21 protein-coding genes and 2 pseudogenes are annotated in these 22,261 nt (G+C 70.8%); 13 read left to right on the forward strand and 10 right to left on the reverse strand.

The features are described from left to right. Positions 1-94: 94 nt before the first annotated feature. Positions 95-730 (reverse strand): LON peptidase substrate-binding domain-containing protein, encoded by a 636-nt coding sequence (locus GP2_RS03155; RefSeq protein WP_006899021.1) that lies wholly within the window; start codon positions 728-730, stop codon positions 95-97. A 52-nt stretch (positions 731-782) separates the two neighbouring features. Beyond that, complete coding sequence (locus GP2_RS03160) at positions 783-1,091, reverse strand: antibiotic biosynthesis monooxygenase family protein (RefSeq protein WP_006899022.1); 309 nt, start codon at positions 1,089-1,091, stop codon at positions 783-785. Positions 1,092-1,183: 92 nt separating this feature from the next. Here GP2_RS03160 and GP2_RS03165 point away from each other — a divergent pair, with 92 nt between their 5' ends. Next, positions 1,184-2,011: an alpha/beta fold hydrolase gene (locus tag GP2_RS03165; RefSeq protein WP_006899023.1), complete on the forward strand. Its 828-nt coding sequence runs from the start codon at positions 1,184-1,186 to the stop codon at positions 2,009-2,011. Between the two features lie 79 nt (positions 2,012-2,090). Here GP2_RS03165 and GP2_RS03170 read toward each other — a convergent pair whose 3' ends face one another. Both GP2_RS03170 and GP2_RS03175 read right to left on the reverse strand, forming a co-directional pair. Continuing rightward, the gene (locus tag GP2_RS03170) at positions 2,091-3,092 is read right to left on the reverse strand and encodes a hypothetical protein (RefSeq protein ID WP_006899024.1); all 1,002 of its coding nucleotides are present in this window, start codon (positions 3,090-3,092) and stop codon (positions 2,091-2,093) included. 97 nt (positions 3,093-3,189) lie between these two features. Continuing rightward, positions 3,190-4,083: an iron-sulfur binding domain-containing protein gene (locus GP2_RS03175; RefSeq protein WP_006899025.1), complete on the reverse strand. Its 894-nt coding sequence runs from the start codon at positions 4,081-4,083 to the stop codon at positions 3,190-3,192. Here GP2_RS03175 and GP2_RS03180 point away from each other — a divergent pair. Further along, complete coding sequence (locus GP2_RS03180; RefSeq protein ID WP_006899026.1) at positions 4,082-4,732, forward strand: carbonic anhydrase; 651 nt, start codon at positions 4,082-4,084, stop codon at positions 4,730-4,732. The two genes, GP2_RS03175 and GP2_RS03180, sit on opposite strands and share 2 nt — an antisense overlap. A gap of 126 nt (positions 4,733-4,858) precedes the next feature. Further along, the gene (locus GP2_RS03185) at positions 4,859-5,623 is read left to right on the forward strand and encodes a hypothetical protein (RefSeq protein WP_040526320.1); all 765 of its coding nucleotides are present in this window, start codon (positions 4,859-4,861) and stop codon (positions 5,621-5,623) included. Positions 5,624-5,717: 94 nt separating this feature from the next. Here the strand turns inward: GP2_RS03185 and disA are convergent, their stop codons facing one another. After that, entirely contained in the window at positions 5,718-6,803 is a 1,086-nt protein-coding gene (disA, locus tag GP2_RS03190) for a DNA integrity scanning diadenylate cyclase DisA (RefSeq protein WP_006899028.1), read from the reverse strand. Positions 6,804-6,909: 106 nt separating this feature from the next. Between disA and GP2_RS03195 the strand changes: the two genes are divergently transcribed. Beyond that, a complete protein-coding gene (locus GP2_RS03195; protein WP_006899029.1) occupies positions 6,910-7,440 on the forward strand; it encodes a PaaI family thioesterase in 531 nt (176 codons plus the stop codon). A gap of 29 nt (positions 7,441-7,469) precedes the next feature. On the opposite strand, the gene radA is transcribed toward GP2_RS03195, so the two are convergent. Both radA and GP2_RS03205 read right to left on the reverse strand, forming a co-directional pair. Then, complete coding sequence (gene radA / locus GP2_RS03200; RefSeq protein ID WP_040526322.1) at positions 7,470-8,855, reverse strand: DNA repair protein RadA; 1,386 nt, start codon at positions 8,853-8,855, stop codon at positions 7,470-7,472. 136 nt (positions 8,856-8,991) lie between these two features. Further along, a pseudogene (locus GP2_RS03205) lies at positions 8,992-9,720 on the reverse strand (copper chaperone PCu(A)C domain-containing protein). Positions 9,721-10,044: 324 nt separating this feature from the next. Between GP2_RS03205 and GP2_RS03210 the strand changes: the two are divergent. The 6 genes from GP2_RS03210 (at position 10,045) to rlmB (ending at position 15,577) form a co-directional block, all read left to right on the forward strand. Next, the gene (locus tag GP2_RS03210; RefSeq protein WP_006899032.1) at positions 10,045-10,533 is read left to right on the forward strand and encodes a CarD family transcriptional regulator; all 489 of its coding nucleotides are present in this window, start codon (positions 10,045-10,047) and stop codon (positions 10,531-10,533) included. Between the two features lie 32 nt (positions 10,534-10,565). After that, entirely contained in the window at positions 10,566-11,279 is a 714-nt protein-coding gene (gene ispD / locus GP2_RS03215) for a 2-C-methyl-D-erythritol 4-phosphate cytidylyltransferase (protein ID WP_006899033.1), read from the forward strand. Further along, complete coding sequence (ispF, locus tag GP2_RS03220; protein WP_006899034.1) at positions 11,276-11,740, forward strand: 2-C-methyl-D-erythritol 2,4-cyclodiphosphate synthase; 465 nt, start codon at positions 11,276-11,278, stop codon at positions 11,738-11,740. The genes ispD and ispF overlap by 4 nt, the downstream gene beginning before the upstream one ends. An 81-nt stretch (positions 11,741-11,821) precedes the next feature. Beyond that, complete coding sequence (locus GP2_RS03225; protein ID WP_006899035.1) at positions 11,822-13,156, forward strand: condensation domain-containing protein; 1,335 nt, start codon at positions 11,822-11,824, stop codon at positions 13,154-13,156. A gap of 82 nt (positions 13,157-13,238) precedes the next feature. Next, on the forward strand, positions 13,239-14,630 hold the full coding sequence (gene cysS, locus GP2_RS03230; protein ID WP_006899036.1) for a cysteine--tRNA ligase: 1,392 nt from the start codon (positions 13,239-13,241) through the stop codon (positions 14,628-14,630). Then, on the forward strand, positions 14,630-15,577 hold the full coding sequence (gene rlmB / locus GP2_RS03235) for a 23S rRNA (guanosine(2251)-2'-O)-methyltransferase RlmB (protein ID WP_006899037.1): 948 nt from the start codon (positions 14,630-14,632) through the stop codon (positions 15,575-15,577). Before cysS ends, rlmB begins: the two co-directional genes overlap by 1 nt. 21 nt (positions 15,578-15,598) lie before the next feature. Here the strand turns inward: rlmB and GP2_RS03240 are convergent, their stop codons facing one another. Then, the gene (locus GP2_RS03240; protein ID WP_006899038.1) at positions 15,599-16,372 is read right to left on the reverse strand and encodes a LamB/YcsF family protein; all 774 of its coding nucleotides are present in this window, start codon (positions 16,370-16,372) and stop codon (positions 15,599-15,601) included. A gap of 111 nt (positions 16,373-16,483) precedes the next feature. Between GP2_RS03240 and GP2_RS03245 the strand changes: the two genes are divergently transcribed. Beyond that, positions 16,484-18,037: a carboxylesterase/lipase family protein gene (locus GP2_RS03245; RefSeq protein ID WP_040526306.1), complete on the forward strand. Its 1,554-nt coding sequence runs from the start codon at positions 16,484-16,486 to the stop codon at positions 18,035-18,037. Between the two features lie 21 nt (positions 18,038-18,058). Here the strand turns inward: GP2_RS03245 and GP2_RS03250 are convergent, their stop codons facing one another. Next, a complete protein-coding gene (locus tag GP2_RS03250) occupies positions 18,059-18,862 on the reverse strand; it encodes an alpha/beta fold hydrolase (RefSeq protein WP_006899040.1) in 804 nt (267 codons plus the stop codon). Positions 18,863-19,138: 276 nt separating this feature from the next. Here GP2_RS03250 and GP2_RS03255 point away from each other — a divergent pair. Further along, positions 19,139-20,368 (forward strand): annotated as a pseudogene (locus tag GP2_RS03255) (ABC transporter); the annotation flags it as partial. Between the two features lie 19 nt (positions 20,369-20,387). Here GP2_RS03255 and GP2_RS03260 read toward each other — a convergent pair. Further along, a complete protein-coding gene (locus GP2_RS03260) occupies positions 20,388-21,578 on the reverse strand; it encodes a hypothetical protein (protein ID WP_006899042.1) in 1,191 nt (396 codons plus the stop codon). Positions 21,579-21,711: 133 nt separating this feature from the next. Between GP2_RS03260 and GP2_RS03265 the strand changes: the two genes are divergently transcribed. After that, positions 21,712-22,245 (forward strand): DUF2599 domain-containing protein, encoded by a 534-nt coding sequence (locus GP2_RS03265; protein WP_006899043.1) that lies wholly within the window; start codon positions 21,712-21,714, stop codon positions 22,243-22,245. Positions 22,246-22,261: the final 16 nt, after the last annotated feature.

Here is a 22,261-nt window from a genome sequence, read left to right on the forward strand (position 1 = left end):
GCGGATTCTCGGCCGCCGGCAGGCAAGTGTGAACTACGGCACACGCAATACTAGAACACGTTCTAACTCCACCGCCAGGGGTGGGTGCCGCCGATCAGCTCCCGCCGAAGGCCGCCCGTGCCTCCAGGCCCTCCACGACGTAGTCGAGGACGTCCAGTTGTGCGGCAGGGTCGGCGGCCTCGAGAAGGCGTTGCTGATCGTGGGGCTCGATCCGGAGTCGATTGGCCCAGCGGTAGATCGGCGAGACGTCGGCCATCAGGGGATCGGCGTCGACGATGTCGAGCGCGGCGAAGACGGCGTCGGCGTCCTTGCCCGCCGCCTCGAGGATCCCGCGCAGGACGACGCGCAGGTGCCGGTCGATCTCATTTAGCCGCTCGAGGTGGGCGTCGGACAGTGCCGGCTCCGCGAGCACCTCGATCCGGGCCCGGGGATAGGGGTCGTCCGGAAGCCATTCGACGACCCGGAAACGGGAGGTGCCGGTGCCGGCCAGCAGCGCCCTGCCGTCGGGCAGCCGATCGGTGACGTCGGCGAGCACCAGGGTGCCCGCGTCGAATCGCACCTCTCCGCCGCCGACCTCGGGACCGCGGGCGATCAGCACCACCCCGAACCGCACCACCGGTCGCCCGTCGGACTCCTCCATGAGGTCGCCCACCATCTGCCGGTACCGGGGCTCGAAGACGCGCAGCGGCACCTCGCCACCCGGTAGCACGGCGGTGCCGAGCGGGAACATCGGCGAGACGAACTGCTCGCCGGCCGGGACGAACTGGTTCAGGGCTTGTCCGTCAGGCCTTGGGGCGTGCGTCGAGCACGACCTCGAACTCCAGCAGATCGGCGCCCGTCGCAACCGGCTTCGCGCGCTCGCCCGCGTGTGCCTCCCGGGCCGGCCCGCCCGCCCATGCCTGGAAGTCCTCTTCGGTCTCCCACTGGGTCACGACGAAGTACCGGTCGTCGCCCTTGACCGGGCGCAGCAGCTGGAAGCCGAGGAACCCCTTGGAGCCGTCGACCGAGCCGGCGCGGTTGGCGAACCGCTTCTCCAGCTCGGGGCCGGCGCCCTCGGGGACGGTGATTGCGTTGATCTTCACGACAGCCATGAGTCCACCTTATGCGCTGGGAGGGCGGTCGGGCCGGGAGTCGGCACGGCATTGCGGGGACCTGCCCTCGGCGGCCGCTACAGTGACACCCCATGGTCGAGACCCAGGCGATCGGCGAGATCGGGCTGCGTGACCACGGCGGCCCGGTGATCACCGACGACAACCGAGGAGCGCCGCCGAGCGGGCTGCCCGTCCGACCGATCGTGCTGCTGCACGGTCTGATGGGCCGCGGGCGCACCTGGCGGCGCCAGGTCCCGTGGCTGCGACGCTACGGGCGGGTCTTCACCTACGACGCGGCGTTCCACATGGGCGCGGACTTCCCGGAGCCCGACGATCCGGCCGAGTTGTGCACCGAGCGGTTCGTCGCCGACCTCGCCGAGATCCTCACCTGGATCGACCAGGGGCCGGCGATCCTCATCGGGCACTCGATGGGGGCGCTGCACGGATGGTGCACGGCCGCCGCATATCCCGAACTCGTCGCGGCGCTCGTGGTCGAGGACATGGCCCCCGATTTCCGCGGGCGCACGACCGCGAACTGGACGCCGTGGTTCGAATCCTGGCCCGAGCGATTCGATTCCGTGGACGAGGCGGTCGAGATGTTCGGTCCGGTCGCCGGCCGGTACTTCTACGAGGCCTTCGACGACGGGCGGCTCCACGGGCGAATCCCGGTGTGGTCGGCGATCGCCGAGGAGTGGGGCACCCGCCATTTCTGGGAGCAGTGGGAGGCGGTCTCGGTGCCGGCGCTGGTCATCGAGGCCGAGTACACCGTCGCCCCGCCCGGACAGATGCGAAAGATGCGCGCGCTCAACGAGAATGCCCAGTACCTGCACGTCGCCGGTGCCGGGCACCTCGTCCACGACGATGCGCCGCACGTCTACCGCGGCGCGGTGGAGGCGTTCCTCTCCGGTCTGGAGATCTGAACGGACCGGGCCACCGGCCAACATGATTCGGGGCGCACACGACGGATCGTGCGCGCCCCGAGTGGATTTGGCGGTGGTGTCAGTTCGGGTCGGCCGGAGCGATGGGCGCTCCGTTGAGGCGGCGCCAGCAGTGCACCAGGAACAGCTGGGCGACCGGGGCCGACACGATCAGTCCGACGTAGCAGACGAGAGCGCCGACGAGATTGATCACGTAGGTCACCAGCAGCGTGATGATCGAATCGCCGACCTTCGACTTGGTGAGCTCGAAGGACGCCTTCATCGCGTCGATCGGCGAGAGTCCCTTGTCGATGGTCGCGACCACCGAGAACATCAGGAAGAACAGGGCGAGGAGGCCCGGGATGATGCAGAGGACGTATCCGATGCCGGTGGCCAGGGCGACGAGGATCGCGGTGCCCACGACGGCGCCGAAGCGGATCGGGGTCAGAAACGACGCCGCGGTGACGGGTTCGCCGTTGGCGACGCGGACCGCGCCGGAGGTGATCGACGCCTGCACGTACAGGAGGCCGAGGATCAGCACGATGTACAGCACGATCATCAGGAACAGCCCGCCGGCGCCGAGGGTGGTCTCCTCCACAGTGACGCCATTGCTGAGATACACGGTTTCGGTGCTGCCGAAGAGCGCGACGCCCCAGATGGCCAGCGCGCCCACGACGAGCGCGAGGACGAAGACCACCAGGCCGGGCAGGATCATCGCGCCGACGTTGTTCTTGAACTTGTTGAACGCCCAGGAGAACGCCTCGCCCACGTCGACCTTGGTGCCGGCGGCGCCGGGCGGAACGGCTCCGCCGTGGTATCCACCGTACTGCGGGGCGCCGTACTGCGGGTTGCCGGGAGGCGGCGGGGGCGGTGCCTGACCGTATTGCGGCTGACCATATCCGGGCTGCTGACCGTACTGCGGCGGCTGCTGACCGTACTGGGGAGGCTGCTGGCCGTAGGGCGGCGGGGTCGACGGCTTGTTGAGATCTGGCTGCTGCCCGTACTGGGGCGGCTGCTGGCCGGATTGGTCGCCCGGCTGGTCCGGGTCCGACGGAGGGACAGGAGGATACGGCGGCTGGCTCATGGACGGGGACATTAGCAACGATCGTCGACCGGCGGGAGCCCATGCCCGAATGATCGAATGACTCACCGGCGTCGCCGGTGCGCCGGGACGCGAGGTCTCAGGCCTCGCCGGCGAGACAGTATCGGCCGTCGGAGGTGAGCTCGACGAGGCCGTCGACGAGCAGCGAATCGAGGGCGCGATCGCGCTGCGCGGTGTCCTTCGTCCACACGACGTCGAGCTTCTCTCGCTCGACCGCGCCGGTCGAGCCGCGCAGGACGTCGAGCAGCAACCCGCGGACCTGGCGGTCGGTGCCGGCGAACTTCTGGGTGCGTCGCGGCGGCCCCTGATGAGCGGGCCGGCCCAGACGGACCCACGTGCACCCGGTCAGCGGGCAGTTGTCGCACTTGGGGTTTCGTGCCGTGCAGACCAGTGCGCCCAGCTCCATCAGGGCCGCGGAGAACCGGGGCGCGGTCTCGGCGTACCCGCCGTCGGGGCGTCGCGGCAGCAGAGCCTCGGCGTCGGCGAGATCGCGCCGGGAGGGATTGCCCGGATGCTCGCGGCCGTGCACGGCCCGCGCGATGACTCGTCGGACGTTGGTGTCGACGACGGGAACCGCTCGGCCGTAGGCGAAGCACGCCACCGCGCGGGCGGTGTAGTCCCCGATCCCGGGCAGCGTCAGCATCGTCTCGACGTCGTCGGGCACTCTGTCGTCGTGCTCGCTCGCGAGGACCTTGGCGCATTCGTGCAGGCGCAGCGCGCGGCGCGGGTATCCGAGCTTGCCCCAGGCGCGCACGACCTCGCCCGGAGTCGAGGCGGCCATCGCCGAGGGGACCGGCCAGCGCTCCACCCAGGCGCGCCACGGCTCCAGGACCCGGGACACCGGGGTCTGCTGCAGCATGATCTCGCTGATGAGGATGTGCCACGCGGTGCACGACGGATCACGCCACGGCAGATCGCGTTCATGGGTATCGAACCAACCGAGCAAAGTGGCTGGTGGCACACTATTGAGCATGATCGGTATGACACCCCGCCAGGCCTGGCGCGTTCTGCGTGACGGCAACGAGCGATTCGTCACGGGCGAGTCCCAACATCCCAGCCAGGGTATCGAGGACCGCGAGCGCCTCGTCGGGGGGCAGCACCCCCATGTGGTGTTGTTCGGCTGCGCGGACTCCCGCCTGGCCGCCGAGATCATCTTCGACCAGGGTCTCGGCGACATGTTCGTAGTCCGGACCGCGGGACACGTGATCGACTCCGCCGTGCTCGGTTCGCTCGAGTACGCCGTCGAGGTGCTCGAGGTCCCGCTCATCGTGCTGCTCGGCCACGACAGCTGCGGCGCGGTGAAGGCCACCCTCGACGCCCTCGACGAGCTGCAGATCCCGGGCGGGTACATCCGCGACGTCGTCGAGCGCGTGGCGCCGTCGATCCTCGCCGGCCGCAGCGAGGGCCTGTCGCGGGTGGACGAGTTCGAGGCGCGCCACGTGGTCGAGACCGGCCGCCTGCTCATGCAGCGCAGCCGGATCGTCGCCGACCGCATCGCCACCGGCAAGCTCGCCATCGTGGGGCTGACCTACAAGCTCAGCGACGGCCGGGTCAATCTCGAGTCGGTCTACGGCGACATCGGCGAGAAGCCGTCGGCGAGCGTCCGGGTGCAGAGCGCCTGAGCCTCGGCCGCGCGGCCAAACCTGAAGGCGAACTCTAGACTTTGCCTGCTCGGAGGTGGTTTTCCGGCGCGACACGCCGTGTCGTGATCAACCGGAAGTCAAGATCCGGCCGTTAGCGTTGTGTTCGTGATCGAACCCCAGGGCCCACTGCCACCCGAGATCTACTGGCGACGCCGCATCGTCGCCGCGGGTGGCGCCGTGGTCATCGTGGGGCTGGTCGTCGCGCTGATCGTCTGGCTCACCGGCAACGGCGGTGAGGAACCGCAGAACACCGCGTCCACCGCGTCGGCGTCGACCAGCGCCGCCCCGTCGTCGGAACCCGCGCCCGAGTCCGAACCGCCCGCCGGCGACGCCGGTGCAGGAGGGTCCGGCGGAGGTGCGCCCGCAGGTGGGGGAGCGCCCGGCGGAGCACCAGCCTCCACCCCGGTCCCGCCGCAGTCGGCGGACCCGGCCGGCGCCGCAGGCGGCCCGCCCGGGCCCAACCTGTGCCCGGACCAGGCGATCTCGGTGGTGCTCTACACCGACAAGCCGACCTACACGGTCGGCCAGCAGCCGGTCTTCACCATCGTCACCACCAATGCAGGTCTCTCGGAGTGCACGCGCGACGTGGGCAAGGCCGCCCAGAACGTGATCGTGCGGACCCTCGACGGTGCGCGCACCCTGTGGTCGGCGCGCGACTGTTCCCCGATCAACACGGTCGACAACGTGGTCCTCAAGCCGGCTCAGCAGGTGAAGGACACGATCACCTGGTCGGGCACCACGAGCAGCCCGGGCTGTGAGCGTCCGCGCACCCAGGTGCCGCCCGGCTCCTACTCGGCCATCGGCAAGATGGGCGAGCGCGAGTCGTTCCCGATCACGTTCAACTTCGTGGCGCCCGCCGAGCAGCCCTGATCCCCGGTGTTCCCGGGTCGGTCACCTCGGCCCGGAGACGTCCTGCCGTGCTTGCGGGTGCAGAGAAGCGGTGCGGCGTCCGGGACGGACGGTTCTAGTCGTACCGCTCGATGCTGGTCTCGGCTAGCCGTGACAGCCCCTCGCGGATGTGGCGCGCCCAGATGCTGCCGATGCCCTCGACGGCCTGCAGGTCCGCCGACGTGCTGGCCAGCAGCGCCTGGAGCGTTCCGAAGCTGCGGACGAGCCGGTCCACGTGGGCGAACTGCAGCCGCGAGATGCGGGCGAGCAGCCGGTAGCCGCGCGGGCTCATCGCGGTGTCCTGCGCCTCGATCGTCGTCGGGTATCCGAAGGAGCCGGCCAGCTGGGTGAGGTCGAGGAGGTCGGCGTCGCTGAGCTCCTCGATCGCCTCGAGTGCCTGGCGCACGTCCTCGGTGGTCGCCGGCTCGGGGCTGGCGTAGTAATCGCGGACGAGGAGCTCGCGCATCGTGTCGTTGTCGCTGATGAGCTCCTCGAGCTGGAGGCTGACCTGGCGGCCGTTGGTGCCGAGCTCCAGCACGTACTCCTCGATCTCGACCGACACGCGACGGACCATCTCCATGCGCTGGGCGGCGGTCATCGCATCGCGCAACAGCACGTAGTCCTCGATCTCGGCCCGCGAGAGCGCCGCGATCACCTCGTCGAGGCGGGCCTTGTACCGCTCGAGCGTCGCCAGGGCGACGTTCGCGCGCGACAGGATCGGGTCGGGGCTCTCGACGACGCGCCGGACGCCGTCCACGTAGACGCTGACGATGGACATCGACGCGCTCACCGAGATGACCGGGTGCCCGGTCTGGATGGCGGTGCGCTCGGCGTTGCGGTGGCGGGTGCCGGACTCCTCGGTCGGGATCGACGGATCGGGGACCAGTTGGACGTTCGCGCGCACGATCCGCTTGCCGTCGGTGGACAGCACCACCGCGCCGTCCATCTTCGCCAGCTCCCGCAGTCGGGTGGGGGCGAACTCGACGTCGAGATGGAAGCCGCCGTCGCAGATCTTCTCCACGTCGGAGTCATGGCCGAGCACGATGAGCGCGCCGGTGCCGCCGCGCAGGATGCGCTCGAGCCCGTCGCGCAGCGGCGTGCCCGGCGCGACGCGCGCCAGCGTCTCGCGCATGAGGTCGGACTTCATCGCCTCGGTGACCATGTCTTCCCTTCTGGCAACCGGAGCGTGTCCGGAGGACGACGCCCCGCGGCGCCGGTCGGCACAACGGTGACTAGGGTACCGGGGTGTGAAGAGCAGCAGTTTCGTGGTGCCCGAGGAGCTCGACGAGCTCGTGCGCCACCCGAAGACGTCCCGCCCCGGGGAGCCGATGCGCCCGCACAACATGGTGTGCTTCGGATGCGGCGAGCAGTCGCCGCGGGGCCTGCACCTCGAGATGTTCGCGGGTGAGGGTTTCAGCGTCGTCGCAGAGATGCCCGTCGAGCATTGGATGGAGGGCGGGCCCGGCGTGATCCACGGCGGCATCCTCTCCAGCGCCTTCGACGACGTCATGGGGATGACGCCGCGCCTGATCGGCCCGGCGGCGGTCACGGTGCATCTCCAGGTCGACTTCATGCGACCCATCCCGGTCGGCGAGACGCTACATCTGCGCGCGGAGATCCTCGGCAAGCAGGGGCGCAAGATCTACACCGAAGGCGTTGCGCACCTTGGTGATCCGACCACGCCGGTGGCCCGCGCCCACGGCATCTTCGTGACCATCGACGCGCGCAAGCACTTCGCCGAGCACGTCGAGCGCAGCGCCAGGGCCGACGAGTTCAAGGCGGGCAAGCCCCAGGTCTGAGCGATCCTCGACTGCGCGGCCGGGCGCTCTCAGAAGGGGGCGTCGATCGGCGTCGAGTCCCGTAGATGCACCGCGTCGCCGAGGGTGGCGACCCGGAGGACCCGGATGCCCTTCGGCAGGACCTCGTCGGTCGCCGCCGGGATGATCGCCTCCCGGAAGCCGAGCCGCTTGGCCTCCGCCAGGCGCCGCGCGACCCCCGACACCCGCCGGATCTCACCGCCGAGGCCGACCTCGCCGACGACCACCGTGGACTGCGGGATGGGCTTGTTGGTGAGCGTGGAGTAGACGGCGAGCGCGATCGCGAGGTCGGCGGCCGGCTCGGTGACCTTCATGCCGCCCACGGTGGACAGGTAGACCTCCGACTTGGCGATCTCCCTGCGTCCGGCGCGCGCCTGCAGCACCGCGAGGACCATCGAGACCCGGTTCATGTCGAGACCGGACACCGCGCGGCGCGGGATGTTCATCTCGGTCGAGTTGGCCAGTGCCTGGATCTCGCCGACGAGCGCGCGCTTGCCGTCCATGGTCACCAGCGTGACGCTGCCGCTGACATCCGAATCACGCTGGTGCAGAAAGATTCCCGACGGATCGGGCACCTGGTGGATGCCGTCGTCGCGTTGCTCGAAGCAGCCGACCTCGTCGGCGGCGCCGAAGCGGTTCTTCACCCCGCGCACCATGCGCAGCGTGGAGTGCTTGTCGCCCTCGAACGCCAGCACCACGTCCACGAGGTGCTCGAGGGAACGGGGCCCGGCGACCGAGCCCTCCTTGGTGACGTGGCCGACCAGGATGACCGCGATGCCCCGGTTCTTCGCCAGCGACACCAGCGCGGTGGTCACCGCGCGGATCTGGGTGACGCCGCCGGTCACGCCGTCGGTTCCGGTGGCGACCACGGTCTGCACCGAGTCGACGATCATCAGCGACGGCCGTACCGAGTCCACATGCCCGAGAATCGTCGCGAGGTCGGTCTCGGCGGCCAGATAGACGTTCGGGTGCACCGCGCCGGTGCGTTCGGCGCGCATGCGGACCTGCCCGGCCGACTCCTCGCCGGTGATGTACAGCGCGACGCGGTCCTTTGCGGCCCAGTGCTTGACGGTCTCGAGCAGCAGCGTCGACTTGCCGACGCCGGGTTCGCCCGCGAGGAGGATGACCGATCCGGGGACGACGCCGCGGCCGAGCACGCGGTCGAGCTCGCCGATCCCCGTCGGGACGGCTGCGGTGGACTCGGCGTCGACATCGGTGATGCGTAGCGCGGGGCTGGACGGGGCGACGGCGGCCGTCGCGCGGGACGATGCCGCCGCCGGGATGGCCGCGACCTCGTCGATCGTGCCCCACTCGCCGCATTCGGGGCAGCGTCCGACCCATTTGGCGACCTGATGGCCGCAGCCCGTGCAGCGGTATGTCGATCTGGCTCTGGCCACCCGGTCAGAGTAGGCGTCGGCACCGACAGGATCGAACCGGGCCGACACGGGGCGGGTACGGCGCGGACCGTCCGGCGAAAAGAGGACGAGGCCCGGCAGATGCCGGACCTCGTCCTCGGTCTTCGTGGGGTGTCGGTCAGTGACCGCCGCCCTCGCCGTGCTCGTCCCCGCTGTGGTCGTGGCCGTCGTCGGGGCTGTGGCCCTCCGAGCCGTGGCCGCCCTCGCCCTCGCCGTGCTACTGGTTGTAGAACGTCGGCTCCGCGTTGCGCGGGACGTCCTGACGCGCGAGCTTGGCGCCGGCGTCGACCGGGGTGACGACGGTGACCTCACCGGCGTCGACCCACTTGCCGTTCTCCTTCTTCTCGAAGGCGAAGGTCAGCTTGGTGGTGAGGCCCGCGGCGACGGTCTTGCCGGCGTCGGTGAGCTCGGCGGTGATCTTCTGCTCGGCCGGGGCCGCGCCGACCGGGGTGCCGCCGCGCAGGGCCTGGCCCGGCGCGATCACGCGGGCCTCGGCGTCGGCGCCCTCGGTGAACTCGATCGTGCCCTTCTCCGGCTTGATCGACTTGAGGCGGTACGAGTCGACCTGGTCGCTGTTGGCGATGACGAACGCGACCTCGAAGGGTCCGCCGTTGCCGAACACGGTCGGGGCGTCCTTCTCCGGGTAGAGGATCTGCACGTCACGCAGCTGCAGTGCGTCGATGTTCACGTTCGCGCCGTTCACCGCGGGCAGCTGGTTTGCGGTCTGCGAGACTTGCCCCGCACCGCAACCGGTGGTGCCCAGGGCGACGGCGATGCCGATCGTGGCAACGGCGGTGGCCAGACGCGATGGCCGGACCGCCGACCGCCGTGCGGATGATGGAAGCACTGACACCCGATCCTCCCAGGTCATACGAAGTCGAATTGCAGCGCGCGAAACCCTGCACTACGCAGCGTAGTGGGCGCGGAGCGGAAAAGTCCGCCGGGGTCCCGATTCGGCACCGCGTGGCGCCTCGGCGGGGTGCCGCGGGAGTCCGCCGCGGACCCACTCCCGCGGCCCGGTTTGCGTGACCCGCGACACGCTGCTACGGAACCCTCGCCCACCTCGGAAGAGCGTGTGCTGCAACCGGTTCACCGCCGTGACCTGCACCGTTGGGTGGGGCACTCGGAACGCCCGTGCTAGACTGGGATCACTCGAAAGGGGCAAGGAACATTGAATTTCAAAGTTGGCGACACCGTCGTTTACCCCCATCACGGTGCTGCTCGGGTCGAGGACATCGTGACCCGGACCATCAAGGGTGAGCAGATCGAATACCTTGTTCTCAAGGTTGCCGACGGTGACATGACCGTTCAGATTCCCTCCTCGAAGTTGGAATATGTGGGCGTCCGCGACGTGGTCGGGCAAGAGGGTCTCGATCAGGTCTTCCAGGTGCTGCGGGCCCCGCACACCGAAGAGCCGACCAACTGGGCGCGGCGGTTCAAGGCGAACCAGGAGAAGCTGATCTCCGGCGACATCATCAAGGTTGCCGAGATCGTCCGCGATCTCTGGCGCCGTGAGCAGGACCGCGGACTCTCGGCCGGTGAGAAGCGCATGCTGACCCGCGCCCGTCGCGTCCTCGTCGACGAGCTGTCGCTCGCGCAGAACACCGACGACGAGAAGGCTGCCAGCATTCTCGACGAGGTTCTCGCCGCCGCCTCCTGATCGGGTCCGCCTGGATCAGGAAAGAACACACAGTGACCACCACGCCGGAGAGTTCCGGCGCAGGAGTCTGCGTCATCATCCCGGCCGCCGGGTCGGGCACCCGACTCGGCGAGCCGGTGCCGAAGGCGTTCGTCGACGTCTGCGGCCGGACGATCATCGAACGATGCGTCGACAACATCCCGGATTCCCTGGATGCGTCGATCGTCGTCGTGGTGCCGGCCGACCTCGTCGACCGTGCGCGTGAGCTGTTGCCGGACGTCACGATCGTGCCCGGTGGCGCTCATCGGTCGGAATCGGTGCGTGCCGGGATCGCCGCGGCCGACGCCGCCGACATCCTCCTCGTCCACGACGCGGCGCGGCCACTCACGCCTGCGCACGTCTTCACCCGGGTCGTCGAGGCGGTCGCCTCCGGACACCCCGCGGTCGTCCCCGGGCTCCCCGTGGCCGACACGCTCAAGCAGGTCGTCGTCTCCGACGACGGCCTCGAACGCGTCGAGCGCACCGTCGATCGAGAACCGCTGCGCGCCGTCCAGACGCCTCAGGGATTCACCCGGGAGGCGCTGCTGCGCGCCCACGCCGACGACTCCGGTCTCGCCACCGACGACGCCGGCCTGGCCGAGCGCTGCGGCATCGACGTCCATGTCGTCCCAGGAGACCCCCTCGCCATGAAGGTCACCACCCCGTGGGACCTGAAGATCATCCGCGACGTCGTGTCGGAGAGCGCCGAGGCAGGGGAGCGGCGATGAGGGTCGGCATCGGAACCGACGCCCACCGGGTCGACGAGTCCGCGGAGTGTTGGATGGTCGGTCTGCACTTCCCGGGCGACGCCGGATGCGAAGGCCATTCCGACGGTGACGTCGGCGCCCACGCCCTGTGCGACGCCGTCCTCTCGGCCGCCGGTCTCGGCGACGTCGGCTCGGTCTTCGGGACCGGCCGGCCGGAATGGGAGGGCGTCTCCGGCGTCGCCATGCTCCGGCACGTCGCCGAGCTGATCGCTGCCGAGAACCTCCGGGTGGTGAACGCCGCGGTCCAGGTCATCGGCAACCGTCCCAAGATCGGCCCGCGTCGCGCCGAGGCCCAGGACGTCCTGTCGGCGGCGCTCGGCGGTCCCGTCTCGGTGTCGGCGACCACGACCGACGGCCTCGGCATGACCGGCCGCGGAGAGGGCATCGCCGCCGTCGCCACCGCACTCCTCGACGACCTGTGAGCGTCGCGTGAGGATTCGACCCGCCGCTGTGCTCACCACCGACGCCGCCCGCGCGTCGGCGGCGGGACGCGACGCGCGGCGATGAAGCTCTCGAGTTCGGAGTCGTGGGAGGTCGAGCCCGGCGACCTCGTCCGGTGGCGTCCGGTTCCGGTCGGTGAGGCGGAGGGGACGAGCACCCCGATCTCGGAGAGCGAGCGATTCCACCTGGCCGCGGTGGCCGCCGGCCAGCCCGGCTGGATGGCGCTGACGCTGGACTTCCCGAAGTCGCTCGACCCGGACCGGCTCGGAGCGGTCGTCGGCGAGGTCGTCGGCCGTCATGACGTGCTGCGCGGCCACTACGTGCGCACGCCCGACTCCGGTTTCGCCCGCCTGCTCCACCCCGCGGCCGCCGTCGAGGCCGGCGTGCAGGAGGCGTGTCCCGACCGCGACGCACGGGACCTCGGGGCCCGGCTCGCGCGCGAGATCAGCGAGACGTGCGACCCGTTCGGGCCGCTGCCGCACTTCCTGGCCGCGGTCATCCGGCCCGACAGCACGACCCTGATCTGCGCCTTCGACCACTGCTACGTCGACGCACGCTCGTTGTCGCTGCTGACGTGGGAGATCTGCGAGCTGATGGCCGGACGCGGACTGCCACCCGCGGAGTCGGGACTCGATGCCCTGCGCCGGATGGCGGAGGTGGAGGCTTCGGTACCGCCCGACGATCCCCGCGTCGCCGAGTGGGGGAGCTTCCTGACGGCCGCCGGCTGGCGTGTGCCGGAGTTCCCGCTCGACCTCGGCGTGGCCACCGGTGCCGCGCTCCCGGTGGGCACGATGGTCCGGACCCTGCTGTCGGCGGAGGACGCGGCGCGGTTCTCCGCGACGGTCGGCGGGGTCGGCGCCCGCACCTACCCGGCGCTGCTCAGCTGCGCGGGCAAGGCGATCCGGGCCGTCGGCGGCCCGCGGGAGGTGGCGACGGTGGTCCCGGCCGGCACCGGGGCGGGACCGGGGTGTGTCTGCTGGTCGGTGGGCAATGCTCCGCTGCTGATCTGGTCGGACGGCGACCTCGCGCCCGCCATGGCCCGCAACACCGAACGCCTCGCGAACGCCCTGCCGCTGGCCGGGATCGGGCTGACGCCGGTCTTCGCGGCCTACGGAGACCGCCTGCGGCCGAGCCGCAACGACGTCTTCATGATGTCCTACGTCGACTACACGCGGGTGCCGGCGCCCGCGGGCGAGGTGACGGTCCGGCAGGTGTCGTGCCAGAAGCCGACCGACACCGCGCAGTGGTGGTTCTGGCGCGACGAGGACGGCATCCACGTCCGCGTCCGCTACCCGGACACCGAGCGTGCCGTGCAGGTGCTCGCCGAGACCCTCGACGAGATGACCGCCCTGGTCGGGTCGGTTCTGCGCGCGGGCGGTTCCGCCGGCGGCCCGTGAGGTCGCCTGGGCCGGACGGAGCCGCCGAGGGCGTGCCTCGTGTGGGCGGTCGTCGGATCCCGGTCCGGTAGGATGGCCGGTCGTGACCCTGCGCCTGTATGACACCAGCTCCCGAGAGGTGCGCGACTTCGTGCCGCTGCGCCCAGGCCAGGCGACGGTGTACCTCTGTGGCGCCACGGTGCAGGGGGTTCCCCACATCGGACACGTCCGCAGCGGCATCGCCTTCGACATCCTCCGTCGCTGGCTGGCCCACAAGGGCCTCGACGTCCTGTTCGTCCGCAACGTGACCGACATCGACGACAAGATCCTCCGCAAGGCCGCCGAGGCCGGCCGTCCCTGGTGGGAGTGGGCCGCGACCCACGAGCGGGCCTTCGACGACGCCTATCGCGCGCTCGGCGTGCTGCCGCCGTCCGGCGAGCCGCGGGCCACCGGCTTCGTCACGCAGATGGTCGAGTACATGGAGCGCCTGATCGAGCGGGGCCACGCCTACACCGCCGACGGGAACGTCTACTTCGACGTGCGCAGCCTGCCCGACTACGGCGCGCTCTCCGGGCACAAGCTCGAGGACGTGCACCAGGGCGAGAGCGCCGGCACCGGCAAGCGCGACCACCGCGACTTCACGCTGTGGAAGGCCGCCAAGCCCGGCGAGCCGTCCTGGCCCACCCCGTGGGGCCGCGGACGGCCCGGCTGGCACCTCGAGTGCTCGGCGATGGCGACCAGCCTCCTCGGCGCCGAGTTCGACATCCATTGCGGCGGCATGGATCTGGTCTTCCCGCACCACGAGAACGAGATCGCGCAGGCGCACGGCGCGGGCGACGCGTTCGCGCGCTACTGGCTGCACAACGGCTGGGTCACCATGGGTGGCGAGAAGATGAGCAAGTCGCTCGGCAACGTGGTGTCGATCCCCGCGATGCTCGAACGCGTCCGTGCCGTGGAACTGCGCTACTACCTCGGCAGCGCCCACTACCGTTCGATGCTCGAGTACTCCCCGGGCGCGCTCACCGAGGCCGCCGCCGGCTACCGGCGCGTCGAGTCGTTCCTGCAGCGCGTCTCCTCGCGGGTGGGCGAGGTGGCCGTCGGCGAGATCGCCCCGGCCTTCGGCGAGGCGCTCGACGACGACCTCGGTGTGCCGGCCGCGCTGGCCGTCGTGCACAACGTCGTCCGCGAGGGCAACACCGCGCTCGAGGGCGGTGACGGCGCGGCCGCGCTGGCCGCGGCGTCGAGCGTGCGCGCCATGATGGGCATCCTCGGCGTCGACCCGCTCGACGCGCAGTGGGCGACAGTCGGCGACGAGTCGGCCGCGACCGCGGCGCTCGGCGTGCTGGTGCGCGCGGAACTGCAACGGCGCGCCGAGGCGCGCGCGGCCAAGGACTGGGCCACCGCCGACGCGGTGCGCGACCGCCTGGCCGAGGCCGGTATCGAGGTGACCGACACCCCGGACGGTGCACAGTGGGCATTGAAGGGTGAGGCCTGATGGCTGGTAATTCCAAGCGCCGCGGCGCGGTACGCAAGTCCGGGACCAAGAAGGGGCAGGTCGTCGGCTCCGGCGGCCAGCGCCGGCGCGGCCTCGAGGGGCGCGGGGCGACCCCCAAGGCGGTCGACCGTCCGTACCATCCCGCGCACAAGCGGGCCAAGGCCGCATCCAAGGCGAAGACCACCCGTCCGCGGGCCAAAGAGGACGGCCCCGAGTACGTCCTCGGACGCAATCCCGTCGTCGAATGCCTGCGCGCCGAGGTGCCCGCGACGGCGCTCTATCTGGTGGCCAGCACCGAGCCCGACGAGCGGATCGCCGAGGCCGTCAAGCTCGCCGCCGACCAGGGGATCTCGATCCTCGAGGTCGCCAAGCCCGAACTCGACCGCATCTCGACCAACGGCATGCACCAGGGCATCGCACTGCAGGTCCCGGAGTACGAGTACGCCCACCCCGACGACCTGATGGCCGACGCCCAGGCCAGCGGCACGCCGCCGCTCCTGGTGGCGCTCGACAACATCACCGACCCGCGCAATCTCGGCGCGGTGATCCGCTCGGTGGCCGCCTTCGGCGGGCACGGCGTGGTGATCCCCGCGCGGCGCAGCGCGAGCGTGACCGCGGTCGCGTGGCGCACGAGCGCCGGGGCGGCGGCACGTCTTCCGGTCGCGCGGGCCACCAACCTCAACCGCACGCTCAAGGAGTGGGCCGAGACGGGCGCCCAGCTCGTCGGCCTCGACGCCGACGGGGACGTGTCCCTCGATGACTACGACGGCACCGGCCCGACCGTGATCGTCGTCGGCTCGGAGGGCAAGGGTCTCTCGCGCCTGGTCCGCGAGAACTGCGACTCGATCCTGTCGATCCCGATGGCCGGCGAGGTCGAGAGCCTCAACGCATCGGTGGCCGCGGGTGTGGTGCTCGCCGAGTTCGCCCGCCAGCGCCGGCAGCGGTAGGTCACGCGGAGGCGCTGCGGCTCAGCGCTTTCCGGGCTCCGAGGGTTCCAGCACGACACCGGCCGCGGCGAGCGCCTCGCGGACGGCCCGGGCGTGTTCGACGGCGCCCGGGGTGTCGCCGTGCAGGCAGATGGAGTCGGCGGAGACGCCGATGACCGAGCCGTCGATCGCGCGCAACCTGCCCGATGTCGCGAGATCGACCACGCGACGGGCGATCTCGTCGCTGTCGGACAGGACCGCACCGGGTTGGGTACGCGGGACGAGAATGCCCTCCGGGGTGTAGGCGCGGTCGGCGAAGGCCTCGACGATGATCGGCAGGCCGGAGCGTTCGGCCCGGGCGAGGACCTCCGAGTTCGGCAGGCCCATCACCGCCAGCCCGGGGTCCACGTCGCGGATCGCGGTGATCACCGCGTCCGCCTGCTGCTCGTGGTGGACCACCGTGTTGTACAGCGCTCCATGGGGTTTCACGTAGGACACGGTGCCGCCGACCGACTTCGCGATCGCCTCGAGCGCGCCGATCTGGTAGACGAGGTCGGCGATCAGGTCGTGCGAGGTCATCTCCATGAACCGGCGGCCGAAGCCCGCGCGGTCCGGATAGGACACCTGCGCCCCGATGCGCACGCCCTTCTCGACCGCGGCCCGGCAGGTCGCCAGCAACTCGGCCGGCGTCCCGGCGTGGAAGCCGCAGGCCACGTTGGCGGAGGTCACGATCGTCAGCATCGACTCGTCGTCGCCGACGCCCTCGCCGAGGTCGGCGTTGAGGTCGATGACGGCGTGCGCCCGGTCGGCGGTCATGGCTCACATTCTAGGTCCGGCCGCGACGGCCCCTGCGGTGGCGGCGGTACGCACGACCCGTGGATGTCGCGAGCGGCCGGACGATTCGCCCGATTCGTCTACGGTGTGGGTATGGCACTGCTCGACACCAAGGTCACCACGGTCAACGGCGTCGTCGGTGGCGCCCGGGGGAAGCGGCTGCGTCGCGGGACGATCAGCTGGCGGGGGATACCGTTCGCCGCACCGCCGGTCGCACACCGTCGCTTCCGGGCCCCGCAACCCGCCCACGACTGGCCGGGCGTCCGCGACTGCACGAGGATCGCGAAGGCCGCGATCCAGGAGAAGCGCTTCACCGCGGTGGCCCCGGGCAAGTTCGCGCCCATGAGCGAGGACTGCCTGACCCTCAACGTGTTCTCCCCGGAGGTGGCCTCGAGCCGGCCCCGCCCGGTGATGGTGTTCATCCACGGCGGCGCCTTCATCCTCGGCACCGCCGCGACCCCGCTCTACGACGGCGCGTTCCTCGCCCGCGCGCAGGACGTCGTCGTGGTCACCGTCCAGTACCGGTTCGGCCCGTTCGGCTTCCTCGACCTCTCGCAGTTCGCCACCGAGGACCGGCCGTTCGACGCCAACGTCGGCCTGCTCGACCAGATCGCCGCGCTGCAGTGGGTCAAGGAGAACATCGCCGCGTTCGGCGGCGACCCCGACAACGTGACCGTGTTCGGGGAGAGCGCCGGCGGGACGTCGGTCCTCGCCCTGCTGTCCGCACCCGCGGCCACCGGCCTGTTCCATCAGGCGATCGCCCAGAGCCCGGCGCCGGAACTGATCGTCGAGCAGTCCGACGCGACCGTCTACGCCGACGAGTTCGTGCGCATCCTGCGCGACCCGCAGCGCCGGCACACCCGGATGGAGCGCGACGAGGAACCCGTCGACCCGGCCGAGGCGCAGCGCCTGCTCACCGACCCGAACCCCGCCCGGCTGCTCGACGCCGGAAACAAGCTGATGCGGTTCGCCATGCACGCCTCCGGCGGGGCGATCCCGTTCGCACCCGTCGTCGACGGCGAGGTGCTGCCGCGGTCGCCTCTCGACGCGGCGGCCGGGGGACTGACGATCCCGGTGCCGCTCGTCATCGGCAGCAACAAGGACGAGGCGAACCTCTTCGCCAAGCTCTGGAAGGTGCTGCCCGACGCCGAGCGAACCCTGATGCGCGTCGAGGACGAGGAGGTCCGCAGGGAGATCGCGGCGCACTACGACAACGGCGACCGCGACCGCATCCGACTGGCCGGCGACTCCATCTTCTGGGCCCCGATGACCGCCTTCGCCGACGGCCACAGCAGGGTCGCGCCGACGTACGTGTACCGCTACGACTACCGCACGAAGGTGTTGGAGGCCACCGGGTTCGGGGCCACGCACGCCACCGAGCTGTTCACCGTGTTCGGCGCCTACCGGGCCCCGCTGGGTGCCGGCCTGGCCGTCGCGGACTGGCCCGGGACGCGGCGCGTCACCGAAAACGTCCAGGCCCGCTGGGGCAACGTCGCCCGCAACGGCGACCCGGGTCTCGGATGGCCGGTCTACACGACCGCCGACCGCAAGGTGCTGGTCATCGACGATCCCGACCACGTCGTCGCCGACCCGGACACCCTGCGACGCCAGGCCTGGTACCGGGTGCACGCTCCCGCCGGCTCGTGACGGGCCCGCGGCAGGCGGGCCTCAGCCGGGCAGCCACTCGGTCGGCGGGTCCGCCGCGAGGAAGTTCAGCACCAGCGGATTGAACAGCTCCGGCGACTCCACCGGCATGATATGCGTCCCGGGCAGCACCGCGAACCGCGCCTTCGGCAGGGCCCGGACGATCTCCAGGGCGTGTTCCACCCGCACGATGCCGCGATCGGCCATGACCACCAGGGTCGGCGCTTCGACGCCGGCGAAATCGCGGACCGGGTACTCGGGCTCGGTGGTGATCATGCGCAGTGTCTTGTCGAAGACGACGCCGAAGTGCTCGGGCCCGTCGGGCGAGGTCGCGTCGTGGTGCTGGCGCAGGTAGTCGATGGTCTCGGGGTTTCGGCGCAGCACGAGCTCGACGAACTCGTCGGTGTGCCGGCCGCTGCTGTTCAGGTAGCCGTTGACGTACACCACGCGGTTGACCAGGTCGGGTCGCTCCCGTGCGACGAGCAGCGCGACGACAGCGCCGTCGGCCCAGCCGACCAGGTTGGCGCGGGTCCCGACCACGGTCTCCAGGTAGTCGACGGTCCGCTCGAGGATCGTCGCGAACGTGTACTCGCCGGGCACGTCCGGGCTGTGCCCGTGCCCGGGGCGTTCGGGCAGGTAGACGCGCAACCCCGCGTCGACGAAGTCGGTCACCTGCGCGCCCCATGTCGCGGCCGAGGCGAACAGGCCGTGCAGCAGCACGGTCGGGACGCCCTGTGGGTCGCCGCCGCAGAAATGCCAGATCGTCGACCCGGCGACCTCCACGTAGACGCCGCCGTCGACCTCCTCGCCCACGAGTACCGGTCGCATGACGCTCCCTCGACGCAGATGTGCAGATGTGTGTCGCCGCAATGGTCGCAGAGTCGCCTGCCGGCCGGAGGGATCGTTGGAGAATCGAAATCTGTCGGACGGACGCCCCGCAATTTCGTGACCGGGAACATCAGCACCGTGTCCATCGGTCAGGGGACATCTCGGGATGGTCTAGGTTTGACGATGGCAAGTCAGGGTTCTGAATGGTCTGAGTGACGGACGGGTGGCGCGGCGACGTGACGGGGAATCGGTGGTTCGGACGGACACGGGTCGCGGCGGTACCTGTTCTTCCTCGCCTGGGCAGCGCGTCGTCTGATCCGGTGGGTGTCCACCGACGACGTGCACGAGCTCGTCGTCGCGGGCATCGCGCTGGCGCTGTCCTACCTCACCCGCTACGACGGCGGCGCGGCGGCGTTGGCCGCCGGGGCCGTCGTCGGATGGATCACGTACCGGCGGCGTGACCCCCGCAAGCGGATTCCGCGGGCCCTCGTCGACGTCACCATCGTCGTCGCGCCGGCCGCGCTCGCGTTCGTCGTCTGGGCGGCGACGGGCTGGCTGATCACCGGAGACGCGTTCGCGCAGTTCACGTCCGAGTACGGCAACGCGGCCATCATCGCGCAGTCGGGCGGGTCGGGCTCGTCGGCGACCTCCGAGGCGTTGGGGTTCTCGGCGATGGAGATGCTGATCCTGGCTCCGCTGTTGCCGCTGCTCGCGCTCGTCGTCATCGCGTACCGGGCACGCAGGCACCGGCTGGCCCCGCTGGCGCCGTGCCTGATGATCGTGGCCGTGCTGGCGTTCCAGGTGCTCACCTACGCCCGCGGATCGACGTTCGGCTTCCTGCGCTTCTACATGACGGTGACCGTCCTCGCCGCGATCCTCGCCCTGTTGTCGGTGCCGCGGCGGGCGCCCATACCGGTGCGGCGCCTGGGCGCCCACGCGGACATCCCCGGGACCCTCCCGCACCCATCGGCCCTCCGCTACCGGCTCGCCGCGACCCTGGCGGTGATCGCGAGTCTCGTGGCGCTGCCGGTGACCGCCGAGGGGATGACATCGCCCAAGTACGCGCCGCAGGAGTTCGCGCTCGCGTCGGTCGTAGACCCGCAGCCGGACTCCGTCGATCCGAAGTACCTGGACGAGCAACGCGTCGTGCGCACCTTCTCCACCGAGCGGGCGCTCGCCGAGTACCTGGACTCGCTCGACCTCCCCGACGGTTCGGTGCTGACCGACACGGTCTACGGATTCGCCGTGGTGGTCCAGTCCGCGCGGCCGAAGCAGTTCGTCATCCCGTCGGACCGGGACTTCACCGCGCTGCTCGAGAACCCGGCCGGCGGCGGGGTGAAGTACTTCCTGACCGTCCCGAACGAGGGGCGCGGCGCGTCGGACGCGATCAACCAGCGTTATCCGACGATGTACGACAACGGCGCCCAGATAGGCGCGCTGGTCCTCGAGGCCCGGAACCAGGGCGTCGACCAGCCGGACTGGCGGGTGTACGAGATCGTGCGGTAGGCGGCGATACCGGTCGGGGTCACCCGCTGAACCGGGAAGCGCTCTCGTGCAGCATCTTCCACGCCGGATCCGACGGGCCGATGTCGTAGGTGCAGTCCTGGTGCCGCGGGTCGGGCACATACGACCACAGCAGGGCGCCCGCTGTCCCGGCCTCGCGCTGCCGGGTGATGGCGGCGTCGAACCGGCGTGCCCGCTCCGTCACCGACAGGCATGAGCCCGCCTCGATGCCGATCTCGTTGACCACCAGGGGTTTGCCGAGTTCTCGTGCCTGCTCGATGCGGGCGCGCAGGTTGCTGCCCCGGGGTCCGCCGTCGGGATCGCCCACGCTCTCGTAGGCGTGGTAGTCGAGGACGTCGATCCCGGTGGAGCGGCTCACCTGTGCGTATCCGTCGCCCGCCAGGCCGCACTGGTCGCCGCCGACCAGGCCGGCGAAGATCGGCCGTTCGGGGTCGAACTGTCGCAGGTGCGCGCCGGCGCGATCGAAGAACCTGCGGAGCACGGGGGTGGCGTCGTGCGGGCACGTGCGGTCCACCCACTCGCACGAGGCGCCGCACTTGCTGGCCTCCGGCTCGCCGACGAGCTCCCAACCCGCGACCGCCCGCTCCTCGCGCCAGCGGGTGACCGCCGTCTCGACCCGGTCGGCGAAGGTCAGGCCGTGCGTCAGGGCGCGGGTCTCCCACTCTCCGGCGTAGAAGTCGTAGTCCTTGAACTCGTCGTCCTCACAGACTCCCGACACGCCGGTCAACACGGGGAGGACCAGTTGCTCGTGGCGCGCCGCCGCCTGGAAGACACGGTCGAGCGGCCCGAAGTCGAGCATCCCCGTGTTCTTGTCGACCACGAACGACGAGTAGAGGTTGAAACGGGTGAGCGAACGGGGCGGCAGCGCAGCGAAGTAGGCGTCGAGATCGACCTCGGCGCCGCATCCCTCGTTGACCGACCAGTCGGTTCCCGGTTGGTACGCGTTGAGCCCGATCGGCCACCACGGGCTGTCGTCGAGCATGAGACCGGTCGGGGTCGCCTGGACTCGGGGACCGGGCGTCTCGGATTCGGCGGCCGGTATCTCCGGCGAGCAACTCGTCATTCCGAGCAGCACGACGACGGCCAGGGCGACGGTGGTCACGAGGACGGCAACCGCTCGGGACCTCGCCCGGTCGGCTGCCGGGTCCGTCGTCGGCCCCGGGTTGCGGTGGATCACGGGATGGGAGATCACTCGCGGGTCAGACACGGGGCTCGACGAAAGCCCCTCCGACCACGCACTCGGCGCGGATTCGTGGCCATGTCGGGACCTTCGACCCGGATTGCCTAGGGTGGCGGGCATGGCGGGAAGACCCAGGCGGAGTCCGATGGCGAGAACCGGTGCCGTGCTCGTCGGCATCGGCGTGACGGTCGTCGTGGCCGGTGGGTGCGGTTCGACGCCCGGCGGGGGACCGGAGGCGACGGGGGCCCACTCGTCGACAGCCGTCGAGACCACCGCCCCCGCGACGTCGTCCCGGGCGGGGTCGGTCGGCGCGTCGACGACCCGACGGGCACCGCGCGACGGGTCACCGAGTCCGACGGTCGTCTATCGCCCGCCCTATATCGATCACGTGGAGTGGACCGACACCGCGGTGGGCCCGAGCCTGTCGGTGTTCCCGACCACGTCCGGGCGCCACACCGACGACCCGGCCGGGATGGCCACGGCCTGGCAGGAGGTCCTGGCTCTCGAGCCGGGCGCGGACACGCCGGGGATGCAGGCGCAGTTCGACTGCCACTGGCGGTTCGCGCGGATCGTCGATCCAGAGAAGGCGAGCTGGAACCTCGAGCCCGGGCGTCCGGTGGTCACCGAGCAGGAGATGATCTCCGCGCGGTGCAACCCCGGCTTCGCCGAGGAGTACTGAGCGTCGCCGAGCGCGT

The sequence above is a fragment of the Gordonia paraffinivorans NBRC 108238 genome, assembly GCF_000344155.1.
Lineage (GTDB): Bacteria > Actinomycetota > Actinomycetes > Mycobacteriales > Mycobacteriaceae > Gordonia > Gordonia paraffinivorans.